General features: G+C 62.2%; 13 protein-coding genes. 4 read left to right on the forward strand and 9 right to left on the reverse strand.

Annotated elements, in window-relative coordinates; translation table 11 throughout:
* The first annotated feature begins 303 nt into the window (after window positions 1–303).
* Window positions 304–1059, forward strand: coding sequence for a helix-turn-helix domain-containing protein (locus GJ698_RS16490; RefSeq protein ID WP_154358913.1), 756 nt, complete (start codon window positions 304–306; stop codon window positions 1057–1059).
* Complete coding sequence (locus GJ698_RS16495; RefSeq protein ID WP_154358915.1) at window positions 1046–1780, forward strand: hypothetical protein; 735 nt, start codon at window positions 1046–1048, stop codon at window positions 1778–1780. The genes GJ698_RS16490 and GJ698_RS16495 overlap by 14 nt, the downstream gene beginning before the upstream one ends.
* Here the strand turns inward: GJ698_RS16495 and GJ698_RS16500 are convergent.
* Window positions 1777–2349 carry a helix-turn-helix domain-containing protein gene (locus GJ698_RS16500; protein ID WP_154358917.1) on the reverse strand — a complete coding sequence of 191 codons (573 nt, stop codon included), beginning with the start codon at window positions 2347–2349 and terminating at the stop codon, window positions 1777–1779. The two genes, GJ698_RS16495 and GJ698_RS16500, sit on opposite strands and share 4 nt — an antisense overlap.
* A gap of 17 nt (window positions 2350–2366) precedes the next feature.
* Between GJ698_RS16500 and GJ698_RS16505 the strand changes: the two genes are divergently transcribed.
* Complete coding sequence (locus GJ698_RS16505; RefSeq protein WP_229260026.1) at window positions 2367–2846, forward strand: GNAT family N-acetyltransferase; 480 nt, start codon at window positions 2367–2369, stop codon at window positions 2844–2846.
* Between the two features lie 58 nt (window positions 2847–2904).
* Window positions 2905–4032, forward strand: coding sequence for an alpha-hydroxy acid oxidase (locus GJ698_RS16510; RefSeq protein WP_154358919.1), 1128 nt, complete (start codon window positions 2905–2907; stop codon window positions 4030–4032).
* Between the two features lie 23 nt (window positions 4033–4055).
* Here GJ698_RS16510 and GJ698_RS16515 read toward each other — a convergent pair whose 3' ends face one another.
* The 8 genes from GJ698_RS16515 to rimP all read right to left on the reverse strand — a co-directional run bounded on the left by GJ698_RS16515 (window position 4056) and on the right by rimP (window position 18581).
* Window positions 4056–6302, reverse strand: a complete 2247-nt coding sequence (locus tag GJ698_RS16515; protein WP_371865338.1) for a DUF3141 domain-containing protein — start codon at window positions 6300–6302, stop codon at window positions 4056–4058.
* 180 nt (window positions 6303–6482) lie between these two features.
* On the reverse strand, window positions 6483–9662 hold the full coding sequence (locus GJ698_RS16520; protein ID WP_154358921.1) for a TonB-dependent receptor: 3180 nt from the start codon (window positions 9660–9662) through the stop codon (window positions 6483–6485).
* 603 nt (window positions 9663–10265) lie between these two features.
* The gene (typA, locus tag GJ698_RS16525; RefSeq protein WP_154358923.1) at window positions 10266–12098 is read right to left on the reverse strand and encodes a translational GTPase TypA; all 1833 of its coding nucleotides are present in this window, start codon (window positions 12096–12098) and stop codon (window positions 10266–10268) included.
* Window positions 12099–12186: 88 nt separating this feature from the next.
* The gene (gene truB / locus GJ698_RS16530; protein WP_154358925.1) at window positions 12187–13113 is read right to left on the reverse strand and encodes a tRNA pseudouridine(55) synthase TruB; all 927 of its coding nucleotides are present in this window, start codon (window positions 13111–13113) and stop codon (window positions 12187–12189) included.
* Window positions 13113–13514 carry a 30S ribosome-binding factor RbfA gene (rbfA, locus tag GJ698_RS16535; protein ID WP_154358927.1) on the reverse strand — a complete coding sequence of 134 codons (402 nt, stop codon included), beginning with the start codon at window positions 13512–13514 and terminating at the stop codon, window positions 13113–13115. Before rbfA ends, truB begins: the two co-directional genes overlap by 1 nt.
* A gap of 78 nt (window positions 13515–13592) precedes the next feature.
* Window positions 13593–16484 carry a translation initiation factor IF-2 gene (infB, locus tag GJ698_RS16540; protein ID WP_154358929.1) on the reverse strand — a complete coding sequence of 964 codons (2892 nt, stop codon included), beginning with the start codon at window positions 16482–16484 and terminating at the stop codon, window positions 13593–13595.
* 46 nt (window positions 16485–16530) lie between these two features.
* Complete coding sequence (gene nusA / locus GJ698_RS16545) at window positions 16531–18096, reverse strand: transcription termination factor NusA (protein ID WP_154358931.1); 1566 nt, start codon at window positions 18094–18096, stop codon at window positions 16531–16533.
* The gene (gene rimP / locus GJ698_RS16550; RefSeq protein ID WP_154358933.1) at window positions 18093–18581 is read right to left on the reverse strand and encodes a ribosome maturation factor RimP; all 489 of its coding nucleotides are present in this window, start codon (window positions 18579–18581) and stop codon (window positions 18093–18095) included. Before rimP ends, nusA begins: the two co-directional genes overlap by 4 nt.
* Window positions 18582–18985: the final 404 nt, after the last annotated feature.

An 18985-nucleotide genomic window follows, 5' to 3' on the forward strand; every position in this document is an offset into this window, starting at 1 on the left:
CACGACAAGCTCGAAACCCGCATAAACCCTACTATTTAGCTCCAGTCCATCATCGGCGCCACGGACAGGCGGCGGCTCGGCACTACGGGTGCTTGGTCGGCGGTCGGCAGGTTGATGATGGTCATGGTGGCAGCTGGGGAATCGGTCAGGGGGACGTCATTATACAGCGAAAAGTTTGAGCGCCGCCCGGCCCGCCGCCGCGGCCAGTGACGATATTCATGCATATTCCGCCATATTCAGCTTCTCATTCCAGCGTGAATCCAGAAGAATACGCTCCAGGCTCACTATAAAAGGGATGGACAGATGAATTTTGGGGAAAAGCTGAAACAGATCCGCACGGACAAAAATCTGACGCAGCCGCAGTTCGCGGAAGCGATCGGCATCGAGCAGTCGTATCTATCCAAACTGGAAAACGACAAGTCGCAGCCGTCGGCCGATATGTTCAGCACCATCGTCAAGTCGCTGCAACTGTCGCCCGGAGAAGTGCTGGCCGATATCGACCGCGCCGTGCTGCAAACCAGCCTGCGCCACATTCCGGAAGTCAGCCAGTTCCTCAACGGCGAGGTGAAGCGCCGACTGCACGACGCCCGCAAATACATCTGGGGCGCGGCAGCCGCCTGCCTGCTCGGCTTTGCGCTGATGCTGGCCGCCAACGACGGCATCTTCTACGCTAACAATCTGTACAAATACAAGTCGTCCGGCGTGATCCTGGAAGGAGAGTCAGACCAGATATTCGAACAGTTCACCAAAATTGAAAATCTCAACATGGCGGCGCACGCGGTGACCGCAGAAGAGTCGCTGAAATCGCAGGCGGACTTCGAAGCCAACCGGGTCAAGGTCCAGACCATCGAGGTGTGGGGCAATCGCGGCGGCGTATTTTTTGAGCCGGCCGCCGGCGGCAAGCGAAAGTTTGAGCTGGCCGACGTGACCTATGTGCATCCGCCGCAGAACAAGATCCTGCAATACCTGGGCGCGCTGCTGATGTTTGGCGGGCTGCTGTTGCTGGTGGTCGAATGGCGCATGCGCAAGGCCGCTGGAGGTCGCCATGTCGCAGCTTAAGACTTTCTTTGCCGGCGCCGCCGCCATGGCCAGCGCCCTCGCCGCCGTGATGCTGCTGACCGGCGCGCGCGATCCGGGCAAGCACGCCGAGTTCGACGAAATCACCGTCGGCCGCATCAACATCGTCGAACCGGACGGCACCAGGCGGCTGGTGATTTCCAACCGCGCCCAATTTCCCGGCGACTTCATGCAGGGCAAGGAAGGCGAACGGCCGGACCGTCGCGCCTTCGCCGGCATGCTGTTCATCAACGACGAAGGCACCGAGAACGGCGGCCTGATCCAGAAAGGCGGCATCAGCGACGACGGCAAGGTGTCCTCCGGCCTGTCGCTGACCTTCGACCGCTTCCGCCAGGACCAGACGCTGCAACTGCTGACCAACGACAGCGCCACTCACCAGCAGACCGGCGTCAGGATCAACGACGTACCCTACTTCCAGAAAACCTCGATGGCCGACATCCAGCGCTTCGCCGACGAGGCGCGCAAGCTGCCCGCCGACCAGCGCGAAGCCTACTGGCAAAAGCTGAGCGAAGAAGAGCGCCTGAGCGTCAACCGCATCTGGCTCGGCAACACGCGCGATAAAGGCTCGGCGCTGCAACTGAAGGATGCCCTGGGCCGCGTGCGCATGATGCTGCTGGTCAGCGCCAGCGGCGCCGCCGAAATCCAGATGCTCGACGCCACTGGCAAGGTCAGCAAAACCATCTCGCCCACCTCCAGGGACTAGGCGAACGGCAACGTCACCAGGCCGACCAGGTAGCGGGCCGGTACGGCGCCGGGATTGGCGTAGGTGATCGGCTGGTCTTCGCGGAAAGCCAGGCAGTCGCCGGGATGCAGGCGCCAGCTGCCATCGCCGGCGCTGATGTCCATCGTGCCTTCCAGCAGCCAGACTTGCTGGTATGTGTCGGCCTCGCGCCGCACCTGGTCGTAGGCGACGCGCTGACCCGGCGGGAAGATGACTTCCACCAGTTGCAGCGGCGAGCGCGCCGCCGGCGACAGTTGCCGCCGCACGTAGCCGGATGCCGGATCGGTCCACACCGCCTGCGTGTCGGCCGTACTCAGTGGCGACGGTGCGGCCGGCGCATCTTCCCCCGCCTCAAACAGCGAGGCCAGCGTCACGCCCAGCGCGCCGGCCAGCTTGTCCAGCACGGTGGCGGTGGCGCTGCTCTCGCCGCGCTCGATCAGCGAAATATTGGAACGGCTGACGCCGCTCCGCTCGGCCAATGCCGTCAGCGACAACTGGCGCGCCTCGCGCAAGGCCAGCACGCGGCTGGCGATTAATTGGTTGATGTCCATGAAATCCATTATACTGGATGACATCATCCAACAAACTGTCCGTCATGCACATCGCCTTTGAAACGCCCAACCAGCCGGAAGTCATCGCCCTGATCGCCGACCTCGACGCCTACCAGATGACCTTGTATCCACCCGAATCCGTCTACGCGCTGGACCTGAACGCGCTGATGCAGCCGGCGGTGAAGTTCGCGGTGGCGCGCGATGCGGCGGGCGCCATCGTCGGCTGCGGCGCGCTGGTGCTGTCGCCGGACTACGGCGAGATCAAGCGCATGTACGTGCAGCCGGCGATGCGCGGCCAGGGCCTGGCGCGCCAGCTGATGGACACGCTGGAACAAGCCGCGCGCGACGCCGGCTGTCCGCTGATGGTGCTGGAAACCGGCCCGGCGCAGCCGGAAGCGATCGGCCTCTACGCGCGCCACGGCTTCGAGCGCTGCGGCCCGTACGGCGGCTATCCCGACGATCCGTACAGCGTCTTCATGCGCAAGCCGCTGCGCTAAATCCATCAAAAAACACAAGCCGCTATACTGCGAAAATATGCACATCGCAGGATAGAACATGTCGACCACCACGCCTCCCGCCGCGCTTCCCTTGAGCGCAATCCCCGCCGACATCCGCAACGCCCAGGACTACGCCGCGCTGGCGCCGCACTTCATGGCGCCGTCCCACCACGCCTACATCAGCGGCGGCAGCGGCTATGGCCTGAGCGTGGCGGCCAATGTCGCGGCCTTTGAACAATGGGCCATCTACCCGCGCCTGCTGCGCGACGTCAGCGCCGGCCACACGCGCATCGAGCTGGCCGGCGAACGCCATGCGCACCCGCTGTTTCTGGCGCCGGTGGCCTTCCACAAGCTGGCGCACGCCGGCGCCGAAATCGACACCGCGCGCGCCGCGCAGGCGGTGGAAACCTGCATGATCGCCAGCACGCAATCCGCCTGCTCGCTGGAAGATACCGCCGCTGCCGCAGGTCCGCAGCGCTGGTTCCAGCTTTACCTGCTGCCGCGCCGCGAGGACACGCTGGACCTGCTGCGCCGCGCCGAAGCGGTCGGCTACCGCGCCATCGTGCTGACAGTGGACGCTCCGATCCAGGTCGCCAACCGCCGCGCGCTGGCGGCCAAATTCCAGATGCCGCCGGACGTGGTGTCGGTCAACCTGCGCGGTTACGACATCGCGCCGCGCTTCGCCGGCAACGGGCCGAGCGACAGCCGCTTCTTCCAGGGCGCCATGCGCGGCGCGCCCAGCTGGGACGACATCCGCTGGGTGATGAGCCAGACCAGGTTGCCGGTATGGGTGAAAGGCGTGCTGCATCCGGACGACGCGGTCGCCTTGCGCGACGAAGGCGTGACCGGCCTGGCCGTCTCCAACCACGGCGGCCGCAGCCTGGATGGCGCGCCGTCCGGACTGGATGTGCTGCCCGCCATCCGCGCCGCGATGGGCCCGGACTATCCGCTGATGTATGACGGCGGCGTACAGTCCGGCAGCGACATCTTCAAGGCGCTGGCCCTGGGCGCCGACGCCGTGGCGGTCGGCCGGCTGCAACTGTACGCGCTCAGCGTGGCCGGCGCGCTCGGCGTCGCCCACATGCTCAAGCTGCTGCGGGAGGAACTGGAAATCTGCATGGCGATGGCCGGCTGCGCAACGGTGGCCGACATCACCGGTAAGGCGCTGTTCAAGCCGGCGCGTTAGCCGGCGCGAACAGACAGTCACACTCAGGCGCTCTCGCCTTTCTTCTTGCGCACCACCGCCAGCTTGGGCGCTTGCGGTCCGAACATGGCGGCCACGCGCTCGAAGCGCACGGCCGCTTCGCCGGTCAGCGTGCCGGTCGCGCCCGCCACCTGGCGAACGATGCCCAGCGCCGTCGTGCGCGCATCCGGCTCGTCCGGCAGCAGCAGCGGCAGGTCGTTCAGCGCCGCCTCCTCATTCACCTGCAACATCAGATACTGCTCGCGCAGGATCTTCTTCAGCAGCGTGACGCTCATTTCCTTGTCGTCCGAGGTGCGCAGGCGCAACTGGCGCATGGCGGCAAAGGCGCGCTCGTCGGCCGCGCTCATCTCCGGGCTGCGGAAGATGTACAGCAGACCACGAATGATGGCCTCGGTGACGCCGCCCTCTTTCGTCTTCAGCGCCGCCGCCGCGCGGTTGGCGGTGATGGTCGCCTCGCGCGCAATATCGCGGCCGATGCGGCGCGGCTTGCCGCCTTCCGTGCTCAGACCCACCAGCGCCTGCAGCAGCGGCGAGCCGTACACGCCGAGGAAGATATTTTCCGTGGCCTGGTCGCGCACATCGCGGTAGCGGTCGAGCGCCTCGACGATCTGCTTCGCCCACGCCTCCTGCATCTGCAGGAACACATTGTCCTTGGCCACCGGACGGCGTTCGGCGCGCACCTTCTCGGCCAGCGCCGGAATCTGGTCCATCAGCGGATTCTTGCTGGAGAACGCCGTGTAGCGCATGCGCAGCGGATGCGCCTCGCGCAGGTGCTCGGCGCTGGCGTCGGTCACCAGGCTTTTCACCAGCGGGCTGGCGAAGGTCTGGTACAGGCCCTTGTTGATTTCCGACACGCGCGCGACGGTGGCGAAGCGGCGTTCATCGGCCACGTCGTTGCCGCCCAGCGCCCGCAGCGCGTCCAGGTTGCGGCGTTCGAAGCGCATCACGTAGTCGCCGGCCGCCAGATCTCCGGAGGCGATTTCGGCTTGCAGCATTTCCTCGTCCTTGTCGAGGAACACCGCTTCATACAGGCCCGGCGGCATGATGTCGATCATGTCCATGGCGGCGGTGAATTCCTCGTGCTCCTTGTTGGCCACCGAGGCGGACACGAAGATGCCGAGGTGGCCTATGCTCTGGTGCATGGAATAGATGATGGTCTGGCCGCCGGCCACCAGCGCCGCGTCGTCCTCGTACAAATCCAGCACCCAGCCCAAAGCCTGCTGCGGCGGCGTGATGTCGTCGCCCCACGAGCAGAACACCACGATCGGCGACTTGACGTTGCGCAGGTCGATGCGGTGGCCGGCGCTGTCGAGCAGCGCGGCATCGCTCAGGCGGTTGCCGACGAACAGCGAATCGGCGATGTACTGCATCTCGCCGGCGTTCAGCAGCACCGGATTGCCCCACCATTTTTCAAAGTCGAGGAAGCGCTGCGCCTCGGTGTCGATCTTGGAATAGACGTTGTAGTTCTTGCTCCACAGCGTATTCGACGGATTCATCTTCTCGAAATTCTCGACCAGCTGCGCGCCGTCGAAGATGCCGTTGCCGAGGTCGCCAGCCAGCGCCGTCATCCAGGTGCCGCCGAGGATGCCGCCCAGGTAGCGCAAGGGGTTCTTGCCGCGCACGCCGGCCCAGTACGACAGCGGCGCACCGGCCAGCACCAGCGGCCCCACCAGGTCGGGATTCAGCGCGCTGGTCATCATGATTTGCCAGCCGGCCTGGCAGTTGCCGATCAATGCCGGCTTGCCGTCGGCCTGCGGATGCAGCTCGGCCACCCTGGCGATGAACTGCGCCTCGGCGCGACACACATCCTCGATGGTCTGGCCCGGCACCGGATGCGGCGTGAAGCCGACGAAGTAGCAGGGATGGCCGGCCTTCAGCACCACGCCGATTTCGCTGTCATGCTTCATGCCGCCGATGCCGGGGCCGTGGCCGGCGCGCGGATCGAAGACGATGAAGGGACGCTTGGTGGGATCGGGCTGGATGCCGTCCGGCTGCAGGATGTGCAGCAGGCCGTAGTTGACGGGACGCTCCAGGTGGCGGCCGTCCATGACGACCTCGAATTTGAACGTCAGCACGTGCGGCGCGGTTTGTTCGGCACGGTGATTGCGTTCATTGCCGCGCTCGCGCAGCACATCCATGAACAGGACCGAACGCTGCACTGCGTCGACCCAGTAGTCGCTTGCCTGCTGGGCAAGGTTGAGGGGATTGCCCGGCCAGTTCAGCCAGGGGTTGGTCGTCTTGTCGTCGCTCACCGAGATCCTCCAATGCGTTTATGTTGCCACGCACCAAAGTACCGCGCTCCCCGAAAAAACGCAAATGAAATCTCCGTGTCAAAACATGCGAGGTTAAGCGGGGCGGACATAAAAAAACCGCAGCCGAAGCTGCGGTTTGCGGGTAATGGACGCCGGCTCGCCGGCGTCATCACACAGGACTTAGAACTTGTGGTTGTATTCCACGGTGAACTTGGCATAACGTGGCGATTGATAGCTCATCACTTCACCGTATTTCGCGGTGATCACGCTGCTATCGCCGTCGTCATAGGTTGGGTTGGTGCTGATCGGCACTTGCTTGTTGAGCACGTTGAACACGTCCACTTTCACGGTGAAGCCTTTGAGGTAGGCAGGAGCGTAAGCCAGGTTCAGATCCAGACGTTTTTCCCAAGGCATACGACCCAGGCTGCCGCGTGGGCTTGGCTTGTCGCCGCAGTAGTAGTACTCGGCGCCATAGCCAGGACCGCCGTAGATCTGACCCAGCGGGTAGGCCGGATCGGAGCCGTTATCGGCCGCATCGTTGGTGCCCAGGCACAGCTTAGGACGACCCGATTGCAGCAGCGCGAACGCACCCACGGTCACTTCAGGCGTGATCTGGTAGAAGCCGTACATCTTCAGCTGATGCTTGCGGTCGTTCGGCAGCAGGCCGTCCGAACCAGGCGCAAACTCTGGGAAGTCCCAGCCTGCCGAAGTACCGACGTCGGTCTGGCCGGTGTCGGAACGGGTCTGGCCTTCCATATTGCCGGTGCTACGCGACAGCGTGTAGTTCACGCGGCCATACCAGCCATTGCGCATTGGGTGTTCAGCGAAGAAGTCCAGTGCGGCGTAGGTACGCTTGGCGTCTGGCTCGCCGATTTCCGCAGCGGTGAAGTGGGCGATCTGGCCTTTGCCGGTGACAACCGGGTTACCGGCTGCATCGTTACCGTCCACCCACAGGCTGACATCGCGGCCTGGATTGAAGATGAAGCAGTTGACGGCCGCGGTGTTCTGGATATCGATACCGTGTTCGGATGCGAATTTCAGAATCGGACGGGTGTCGCAGCTGTCATCGATACCAGCGCCCAGTTTGCGGTAGGTCCCCTTGATGCCGAAGTTCAGGTCAGGGCTGAAGGCTTTTTCAAAGCCCAGGGTGATTTCATCCTGGTAGTTAGGCTTCAGGTCTGCCGCCACCACCGACTGCACGTTCTTGGCTTGGCCGTATTCGCCGTCAGCCGACACCGGGGTGTTGACTGCTTTCAGGCCCAGCGGAACACCAGTGTTCGGATCGATGCCGGTGTAGGTAAACTCCTGGGTGGTGTAGGTCGAACGGCTGGCCGCACGCGCAGCTACCTGGGTAGGCAGTTGCAGGTAGTAACGACCGGCGCTACCGTAGATCTTCAGCGAGCTGTCGCCGTTGGCATCCCACGACGCCGAGAAGCGTGGCGCTACTTCGTGCTTCATGTCAACGAACTTGGCGCCGTCGCCAGTCGAGTTGCTGTACGAGTCGTTACGCAGACCCAGCGTCAGCAGCAGGTCCTTGCGTACTTGCCAGCGGTCTTCCACGTACTGCGCCGATTGCTTGGCAGCAGCCGAGGTCAGCGAGTTGAAGATCGATTGCGACACGTAGTAGCCGGCGGTACCGGAGCCGCCAAAGTCGGCGACGTTGCCAGGACGGGCGCCAGACAGGTTGATGGGCTTGCCAACGTTGGCGGCGCCGACGTATTTGTACGCCCACGACGAGCCGCCACTGCGGACCTGCCCGGCAGCCGACGTATTGAGCTTCGCGGAGTCGATACCGGCGCGCAGCGTGTGGTTGTCCAGCTTGTATTCCAGATCGAAACGTGCCGCTTTGGTTTCATCTTCGCCAGGGGTGCTGATATAGCCAGGGAAGATGTTGTAGTTGCGGTACAGCGCAGGATCGATCGCGCCCCACTTGGCGGTGGTGCCGTAGGTAATGGTCGGCGGTACGCCACCGGTGCCGGCATTGGCGCCCAGTGCTTCGTAGCTGACGCCGTGTTTGCTCTTCAGTACGCCGTACAGGCCGGTGATCACCAGGTTGTCGGTCAGGTTGCCGGTGTACTTCAGCATGTTGACGGTGGCGCCTGGGGTGCCCGGGAATTCAGGATCGGTTGGGCCCAGGTTTTTGCCCACGGCCGACGAGTACAACTGGCCGTTCGGCACGCCGTCCAGTTGCGCCGCAGCGTTAGGATTGTTCGGATTCAGCGTGTAGCCGTATTTCTGGTAGCGGGTCTGGCTGCTGTCGCCGGCGCTGGTGAATTCCAGGCGGTGATCGTCATTGATGTTCCAGTCCAGCTTGCCCAACCAGCGGTTTTCCTGCGAACGGTTCTGGTTCCAGCCGCTCTGGTTGATGGTGGCCGGATTGGTGACCGAGGTCGAACCGACATACGAATCCTTGCCGATGGTCTGGTCGCCGGCAATGAACATGAACAGCTTGTCCTTGATAATCGGGCCGCCCAGGTAGGCGCCATACTGCTGGCTGCTGACCGAACGGTTGTCGCGGCGCTGGTCCAGCTTGCCGTCGGTGCCAACGTTGTTGACATCGCCGGTCTTGGCGTAGTTGATGTTTTTATACGAAGCGCGCATGCTGGCTGGCTCGATGCTGTACATCGCGCCGCCTTCCCAGGTGTTGGTGCCGCTCTTCGAGGTCACGCTCAGTACGCCGCCGATCGAACGGCCGTACTCGGCGCCGAAGCCGCCGGTCATTACCGACGCTTGCTGGATCGCGCCGAATGGCAGTTCCATCGACCCCAGCTGGCTCAGCGGATTGGTGATCGGGAAGCCGTTCAGGTAGAACGAGTTTTCCGACACGCCCGAACCACCAAACGACGAGGTATTGCCGAACGCGGAATCACCCTTGGTGGTGTTCGGCGCCAGCAGCACGATCGCATTCAGGGTTTGCTGGACTGGCAGCTTTTCCAGTTCCTTGGCAGTGAAGATCGCGCCATTGTTGGTGTTCGAGACGTCGATGCGGTTGCGGCGACCCGTCACTTGCACGGCCTGGACGGCGGCGGCGGCGAACGAGGCGTTGGCGCCTTGGCCGGCGAGCACGTCGACTTCGGTGGCTTGCGCGACTTTGCCGTCACGCAGCAGTTCTACACGGTAGTGGCCGGCTGGCAGCGCGGTCACCTGGTAACGGCCCGAGGCGTCCAGGTTGGCGGCGCGCTTCAGGCCGGTTTCGGTGTTGGTCAACGCGACCGTAGCGCCAGCAGGCGCATCGATGGTCCCGTAGATATTACCGGAGGCGTTCGACTGCGCCATGGCTGGTTGAACGACACCGGCAGCAACGATTACGCTACCAAACGCGATGGTCAACGCACGAGCGATCACAGTTTTTCTCAGCATAGTTTTTTCAATTCCCGATGAATGTGCTGGTGGCAGCGTTTGGGTGTGTCCACCATCCAGCTATTTTTAGCAATTTGACTTTGTAACCAAAAAGCGCTTTTTATTACCAACATCCAGAACGTGTTTCTTAACAAAGTAAGAACAAGCTCAAGCGTTGATAAGACCATGTCGCTCAAAGTGGTGTCAATTACAAGGGATTCTTTTCATCATTAAAACAACATTTCCATCAAAAATGCACTGATATGGTGCATCAAATCACCAATTTGAAACAGGCATGCACCAATAAATCTATGCAAAAATATCATTTAACATAGATTAACACCAGTTTTTATTAATTTAAAAATGATAAGGGCAAATTAAATTCTAAAAAACATGACTTCCCCAAAACAGTGCAAAAACATTCAGCGCCAACTTAGTGCAACAAACCACAAGATAATTTACATCTGGTGACATGTATATACATAAAGACGTCCAGCGTAACGCACTGTAACTCTTAGTATTACTATGTATCTAGAAACATGGCGTTACAATGGCCTTGAAACGGGCAAAAAAAAGCCGCCCGGCTTGACGCCGGGCGGCTTTTTAAAGGCTTCAGGAAGCGATTTACGCTTCGCGCGAGGCTTTCTTGCGCTCGTGCTCTTTCAGGAAGCGCTTGCGCAGACGGATCGATTTCGGGGTGATTTCCACCAGTTCGTCGTCGTCGATGAATTCCACGGCGTATTCCAGCGACATCTGGATCGGCGGCACCAGGCGCACCGCTTCGTCGGTACCCGACGAACGCACGTTGGTCAGCTGCTTGCCCTTGATCGGGTTCACGACCAGATCGTTGTCACGCGAGTGGATGCCGATGATCATGCCTTCGTACACCGGGTCGTTGTGGACCACGAACATACGGCCGCGATCCTGCAGTTTCCAGATCGCGTAGGCGACAGCGGCGCCGTCGTCCTGCGAGATCAGCACGCCGTTGCGACGGCCGCCCAGTTCGCCTTTGGTGTTGTCGACTGGCGCGTAAGCGTCAAACACGTGCGACATCAGGCCGGTACCGCGGGTCAGGGTCATGAATTCGCCCTGGAAGCCGATCAGGCCACGTGCTGGAATACGGTATTCCAGACGCACACGGCCTTTGCCGTCCGATTCCATGTTTTGCAGGTCGCCACGACGACGGCCCAGCTCTTCCATGACGCCGCCCTGGTTGGCTTCTTCCACGTCCACCGACAGTTGCTCGAACGGCTCATGGCGCACGCCATCGACCATCTTGAACACCACGCGTGGACGCGACACGGCCAGCTCGAAACCTTCACGACGCATGTTTTCGATCAGAATGGTCAGGTGCAGCTCGCCGCGGCCCGATACTTCGAAGGTGGTGTCGTCGTCGGTTGGCGCAACGCGCAGCGCAACGTTGGCTTTCAGTTCTTTGTCCAGACGGTCGCGCAGTTGGCGCGAGGTCACGAACTTGCCCTCGCGGCCAGCCAGCGGCGAGTTGTTGACCATGAAGTTCATGGTCAGGGTCGGCTCGTCGACGGTCAGCATCGGCAGCGCTTCCGGGGTGTCCGGTGCGCACACGGTCGAACCGATGCCGATTTCGTCGATACCGTTGATCAGCACGATGTCGCCGGCAACAGCGTCGTCCACCAGCACGCGCTCCAGGCCCTTGAAGTTCAGCACCTGGTTGATGCGGCCCTTGATCGGGGTCGAATCCGGACCGTTCAGGACGATGACGTCCTGGCCGGTTTTCACGCGGCCGCGGTTGATACGGCCAATGCCGATCTTGCCGACGTAGGACGAGTAGTCCAGCGAGGTGATTTGCATCTGCAGCGGGCCGTCCGGATTGTCGTCGCGCACTGGCACGTGTTCCAGGATGGCGTCGAACAGCGGCTTCATGTCGCCCGAGCGCACGTCTTCGGTCAGGCCGGCGTAGCCGTTCAGGCCCGAAGCGTAAACGATAGGGAAGTCCAGCTGCTCATCGGTGGCGCCCAGCTTGTCGAACAGTTCGAAGGTCTGGTTGATCGCCCAGTCGGCGCGCGCGCCAGGACGGTCGACCTTGTTGACCACCACGATAGGCTTCAGGCCCAGGGCCAGCGCCTTGCGGGTCACGAAACGGGTCTGTGGCATCGGGCCTTCCTGGGCATCCACCAGCAGCAGAACCGAGTCCACCATCGACAGCACACGTTCCACTTCGCCGCCGAAGTCGGCGTGGCCTGGGGTGTCGACGATGTTGATGTGGGTGCCTTCGTACTCAACAGCGCAATTCTTCGACAGAATCGTAATGCCGCGCTCTTTTTCGAGGTCGTTCGAGTCCATGACACGGGTATCGACCGCCTGGTTTTCGCGGAAGGTGCCGGACTGGCGCAGCAGTTGGTCAACCAGGGTGGTTTTACCGTGGTCAACGTGGGCGATGATTGCAATATTGCGAATTGCGCGTTTAGTAGTAGACATGGTCGTTATCTTGGGGAAAAACTTCAGGTGCGTACAAGTCGTACGGGTAGCCAGCTAGTATAGCATGTTGCGTTGCAACTTTATCGCTTTATTCGGCGACAAAGGCGATTAATCGTTCCGGTTGCAGGATGCTGTACTCGCCGAGGATGGCCGTGCCCAGCAGCTTGGCGTCCAGATAGACGCGCACCCTGCCCTGCTCCGCCGGCACGCTGATCGACGGCTCCTTGCCCAGCGCCAGGCGCTGGCCGTTCAGGAAGCGTTTCGCCAGCTCGGCGTTCAGCTGCACCGCCGGGAAGCTGGACAGCAGCGCGTCGACCGGCGACAGCAGGCTCAACGGCGCTTCGTGCGCGAGCAGTTCATCCAGCGTCAGCATGTGCTCGGTGGTCAGCGCGCCGACCTGCGTGCGGCGCAGCGCATTCAGGTGGGCGCCGCAGCCGAGCGCTGCGCCGATGTCCTGGCCCAGCACGCGGATATAGGTGCCCTTGCTGCAGGTCACCGCCAGCTTGAGGAACGGCGCTTGGTACGACACCAGCTCCAGCTTGTGGATGGTGACGTTGCGCGCTTCGCGCTCCAGCGTGATGCCGGCGCGGGCGTACTCGTACAGGGGCTTGCCGTCGCGCTTCAGCGCCGAATACATCGGCGGAACTTGCGCGATCGGGCCGCGGAATTGCGCCAGCACGGCGTGGATCTGCTCCAGCGTGACGTTGACGTCGCGCGTTTCCACCACTTCGCCTTCGGTGTCGCCGGTGTCGGTGGTCTGGCCCAGGTGCACGACGGTTTCGTAGGTCTTGTCGGCTTCCAGCAGGTCCTGCGAGAACTTGGTGGCCTCGCCGAAGCACAGCGGCAGCAGGCCGGTGGCGAACGGGTCGAGGGTGCCGGTGTGGCCGGCCTTCTTGGCGTTCAGCACGCGCTTGGCCTTGATCAGTGCGTCATTACTGGAAAAGCCGACCGGCTTGTCGAGCAGCAGCACGCCGTCCACCAGATCGCGGACGCGTTTTACACGGGCCTGATTCATTACGCTTCGCCGTCTTCCTTGCCGTCGTCCAGCGAGCGGGTGCTGTTGGCCTGGTCGATCAGCGCCGACATCGCCATGCCGCGCGCGGCCGAGGTGTCGTGCACGAAGTGCAGCTGCGGCAGCGTGTGGATGTGCAGGCGCTTGCCCAGCATATTGCGCAGGTAGCCGGACGCCGCCTGCAGGCCGGCCAGCGTGTTCTTCACCGACTCCGGATCGTCCTTCAGCATGGTGAAGAAGATCTTGGCGTGCGCGTAGTCCGGGGTGACCTGCACCTCGGCCAGCGTGATCATGCCGACGCGCGGATCCTTGAGTTCAAAAACGATCAGTTCGGACAGGTCTTTCTGGATCTGATCGGCCACGCGCAGACCGCGCTGGGGGATGTTTTTACTATGTTTTGCCATGATGATTCCATAAACGGCAAGTGGACGGGAGCTGATGCCCCCGTCCACTTTACCAGATGCTGCTGTGTGCCCGCGAAATTACAGGGTACGAGCGATTTCCTGTACTTCGAACACTTCCAGGGAGTCGCCCACCTGGATGTCGTTGTAGTTCTTCAGCGACAGGCCGCACTCCAGACCGGCGCGCACTTCCTTGGCGTCGTCCTTGAAGCGTTTGAGCGAGTCGATCTCGCCGCTCCACACCACGATGTTGTTGCGCAGCAGGCGTACCGACGACGAACGCTTGACCACGCCATCGGTGACCAGGCAGCCGGCGATCGCGCCAACCTTGGACACCAGGATAACCTGGCGTACTTCGACCTGGCCGATGACGGTTTCGCGTTTTTCCGGCGCCAGCATGCCCGACATCGCCGACTTGATCTCGTCGATCGCATCGTAAATGATGTTGTAGTAGCGAATGTCCACGCCGTTCGACTCGGCCAGCTTGCGCGCCTGGGCGTCGGCACGGGCGTTGAAGCCGATGATGACCGCTTTCGAGGCCACCGCCAGATTGACGTCCGACTCGGTGATGCCGCCGACCGCCGCGTGCACGATCTGCACCCGCACTTCCGAGGTCGACAGTTTCTGCAGCGAGCCAACCAGCGCTTCCTGCGAACCCTGCACGTCGGTCTTGATGATCAGCGGCAGGTTTTTCACTTCGCCTTCGGCCATCTGGCCGAACATGTTTTCCAGCTTCGCGGCTTGCTGCTTGGCCAGTTTGACGTCGCGGAACTTACCTTGACGGAACAGACCGATTTCGCGCGCCTTGCGTTCGTCGGCCATGACCATGACTTCTTCACCGGCTTGCGGCACTTCGGTCAGGCCCTGGATTTCGACCGGGATCGATGGACCGGCTTCGTTGATCGGCTTGCCGTTTTCGTCCAGCATCGCGCGCACGCGGCCGAAGGACGAACCCGCCAGTATCACGTCGCCGCGCTTCAGCGTACCGGACTGCACCAGCACGGTGGCCACAGGGCCCTTGCCCTTGTCCAGACGGCCCTCAACCACCAGGCCGCGGGCCGGCGAGTCGATCGGCGCCTTCAGTTCCAGCACCTCGGCTTGCAGCAGCACTTGCTCCAGCAGCGCGTCGATGCCTTCGCCGGTCTTGGCCGACACCGGCACGAATGGCGAATCGCCACCGTATTCTTCCGGCACCACGCTCTCGGCAACCAGTTCCTGCGTCACACGGTCCACATTGCCGCCCGGTTTGTCGATCTTGTTGATCGCGACAACCAGGGGCACGCCGGCCGCTTTCGCGTGGGCGATCGCTTCCTTGGTTTGCGGCATCACGCCGTCGTCGGCCGCCACCACCAGGATCACGATGTCGGTGGCTTTCGCACCGCGGGCACGCATCGCCGTAAAGGCTTCGTGACCCGGCGTATCCAGGAAGGTGATCATGCCGCGCGGGGTGTCCACGTGGTAGGCGCCGATGTGCTGGGTAATGCCGCCGGCTTCGCCCGACGCCACTTTGGCGCGGCGGATGTAATCCAGCAGCGAGGTTTTACCGTGGTCGACGTGACCCATGACGGTCACCACCGGTGCGCGCGACACGGACTCGAAGTGCGCGTGCTCGCCCTGGTCGGCCAGGATCGCTTCCGGATCGTCGATCTCGGCGGCGTGGGCCTTGTGGCCCATTTCCTCGACCACGATCATCGCGGTTTCCTGGTCCAGCACCTGGTTGATGGTGCACATCTGGCCCAGCTTCATCAGCTGTTTAATGACCTCGGACGCCTTGACCGACATCTTGTGCGCCAGTTCGGCCACGGTGATGGTTTCCGGTACGTGCACGTCCTTGACGACGGCTTCGGTCGGCGCCTGGAAATTGCTTTCGCGGTCATCCGACTGGTGGTGACGGCGACCGCCGCCCTTGCCACCGCGCCAGCTGTCGCGGCCGGTGCTGGCGCCCGCGCCCGCACCGCGGCCCTTGTTGCCACCGCCTGGCGCGCCGCGTTTTTTCGCGTCGTCCTGCCAGGTCGACGACACATTGGCCGACTTGATCGATTTTTTGTCCGCGCCGGCAACGGCGGGTTTCTTGTCGCCCGGCTTGTCGCCTGGCTTGGCCGCGGCGCCGGTGGCCGGCTTGTGCAGCGTGCCTTCGGCAACCTTCGGCTTGACCGGCGCAGGCGCCGGCTCCGGCGCCTTGATGGCGCGGCGCGGCGCGTTCATCATGGCCTTGATCTGGGCCACTTCGTCGGCCACGGCCTGGCGTGCGCGCTCGGTGGCGGCAGCCTGCTCGGCGGCTTCCTTGGCGGCAGCGGCGGATTTCTTCTTGGCTTCGTCGGCAGCAGCTTTTTTCTTCGCGTCTTCCGCAGCGGTGTCGACCGCAGGCGCGGCGGCTGGCGCCGAGGCGGGCGCAGCGGCAGCGGCGGCCTTGGCGGCGGCGGCTTTGCGCGCTTCTTCCTTGGCTTCGGCTTCGGCTTCCTTCTTGGCGGCGGCTTCGGCTTCGGCGTTGGCTTTTTCCTGGGCGGCTTTGTCCGCTTCCAGCTTGGCCAGGCGCTCCTGCTTCTCGCGCAGGTCCGCTTCCTGACGGGCAATCAGTTCAGCCTGCTTACGGGCCTCTTCTTCGCGGCGCGCGTTTTCCGCCGCGTCGACCACCGGCGCTGCCGGTGCGGCAGGCGTGGTGGTCAGCGGTTCGTCGCGCTGCACGAAGGTACGGGTTTTCTTGACCGCCACCTGGATCGTGCGGGCCTTGCCATTGGCGTCGGCCTGCTTGATCTCGGTGGTTTCCTTGCGCGTCAGCGTAATTTTCTTCTTCTCTTCAGCGCCGGCGCCGTGGGTACGGCGCAGGTGATCGAGCAGCTTATCCTTATCCTCTTTCGACAATGGATCTGACGCCGAACTTTTGTCGACGCCGGCAGAACGCAGCTGCGTCAGCAGCAAGTCTGCAGGCATCTTCAGTTCGGTGGCAAATTGGGCTACGTTGTTACTCGCCATTCAGTCCTCTTTTCTATGTGTCGCGGAGATGATAAAGATACTCAAATTAAGCCTTTGCGGATTCAGTCAGACTCCACGCCTTGGCTTGCAGGCCTTTGGCGCGGTCATCGTATTTCGCGTCGACCAACTTCATCTCATCGTCGGTCACATCTTCAAATTCACTCGTAATCAGTGCTCGTGCACGGTCCGACGACAACGCCAGGATGGCGCCAAATTCGTCGTAAGCCAGGCCGGCAAAAGCTTCTACCGTTTTGATACCAGCCAGGCCCAGCTTGCCCGCGGTGATGCGGTCCATGCCTTCCAGACCGACCAGCGCCTCGTCCATGCCTTCCAGGCCTTCTTCCGAAGCGATCGCTTCGGTGACCAGGGCGTCACGGGCGCGGGTGCGCAGTTCGTTGACGGTATCTTCGTCGAACGATTCGATTTCCAGCATCTCGGAGATCGGCACGTACGCGATTTCTTCCAGGCTGGCAAAGCCTTCTTCCACCAGGATGTCGGCCACTTCCTGGTCGACGTCCAGTTTTTCCATGAACAGCGCGCGGATCGCGGCGGTTTCCTGGGCTGCCTTGTCGGCCGATTCCTCGGCCGTCATGATGTTGATCTTCCAGCCGGTCAGGTCGGAAGCCAGGCGCACGTTCTGGCCGGAACGGCCGATCGCGATCGCCAGGTTTTCTTCATCCACCACCACATCCATGGCGTGTTTTTCTTCATCGACGACGATCGAGGACACATTGGCCGGGGCCAGCGCGCCGATCACGAACTGGGCCGGATCTTCCGACCACAGCACAATGTCCACGCGCTCGCCGCCCAGCTCGCCGGTCACGGCCTGCACGCGCGAACCGCGCATGCCGACGCAGGTGCCGATCGGGTCGATGCGCTTGTCGGCCGTGTAGACGGCGATCTTGGCGCGCACGCCGGCGTCGCGCGCCGCCGATTTGATTTCCAGCATGCCCTGTTCGATTTCCGGCACTTCCAGTTCGAACAGCTTCATGATGAATTCCGGCGCGGTGCGCGACAGAATCACTTGCGGGCCGCGCATATTGCGGTCGACGCGCAGGATGTAGGCACGGACGCGGTCGCCGATACGCAGATTCTCTTTCGGGATCATCTGGTCGCGCGGCAGGCGGGCTTCGATCTTGCCCGATTCCACGATGGCATCGCCGCGCTCCATGCGCTTGATGGTGCCGGTGACCAGCGAGTCGCCGCGTTCCAGGAAGTCGGCCAGGATCTGCTCGCGCTCGGCGTCACGGACGCGTTGCAGCACGACCTGCTTGGTGTCCTGGGCGAAGCGGCGGCCGAACTCGACCGACTCGATCGGCTCTTCGATGTGATCATCCACTTCGATGTCGGCGATCTGTTCCTTGGCTTCGAAGTGCAGGATTTCCTGATCCGGCAGTTGCAGGCCGGCTTCGTCAGGCACCACGTGCCAGCGGCGGAAGGATTCGAACTCACCCGACTCGCGGTCGATCGAAACGCGGATGTCCACTTCACCCTCATAACGTTTCTTCGTGGCTTGCGCCAACGCGAATTCCAGTGCGCCGAAAACGACATCTTTATCGACGTTCTTCTCACGCGCCAGCGCGTCTACCAATAACAAAACTTCGCGACTCATGCTTTGCGTCCCTTAAAATCCACCTGCGGCACCAAGCGTGCCTTATCCATATCGGCGAGCGTAAAATCCAACTGCGCCGGACCTTCCTTGCTTTCAAATTCCAACGACAATTTCTCGCCATCAGGCTCCAGCAGGATGCCCGTGAACGATTTCCGGTTGTTCGTACCCGGCATGGCCGCGCGCAGCTTGATCACTACTTCGCAGCCGACAAAACGTGAAAAATCCGACAGCTTGCGCAGCGGACGATCCAGCCCCGGCGACGAGATTTCGAGACGCTCGTAATTCACGTTCTCGACCGTCAGCACGTGCGACAGCTGGTGGCTGACCGTGGCGCAATCTTCCACGGTGATCAGGCCTTTTTCTTCGGCATCTTCCGCGCTGAAATCGATAAACACGCGCAGCAGTCCACGCTCGGCCCGTTCGACATCAACCAGCTCATAGCCCAGACCGACGACGGTCTTTTCAATTAAATCCAGAAGCTGCAAGAAATTCTCCAGTTCAAGGCCTGTTTATATGGTGCAAAACAGGCCGTTTAAAACGGTTCAACAAAAAAAAAATGGGCATCTGCCCATCTTTCTATAACACCTAGCCAGATGAAGAGTTCCGGGGCAATGACGCGACTTGGAACTTCTACTAGGCTGGATATTATAACCTTATATGAACTTCGCTGCAATGCCGCACGGGCGGCATGGCAGACTTACAACAAGGCGAAAGTGACCTGCTTAACCCTTGCGACGACGCGGCATGCCGTGGTCGGCGGCGCCGCCGCGCGGCGGCTGGCCACGGCGCGGCGCGCCACTGGCGGCGCCGAAACCAAAGGTGGTTTGCAGCGGATCCGGCTGGCGCGGACCACGGGCCGGGCCCTTGGACTGCTGGCCGCGCCCCTGGC

This window comes from Duganella aquatilis (genome assembly GCF_009674565.1).
Taxonomy (GTDB): Bacteria; Pseudomonadota; Gammaproteobacteria; order Burkholderiales; family Burkholderiaceae_D; genus Rugamonas; species Rugamonas aquatilis.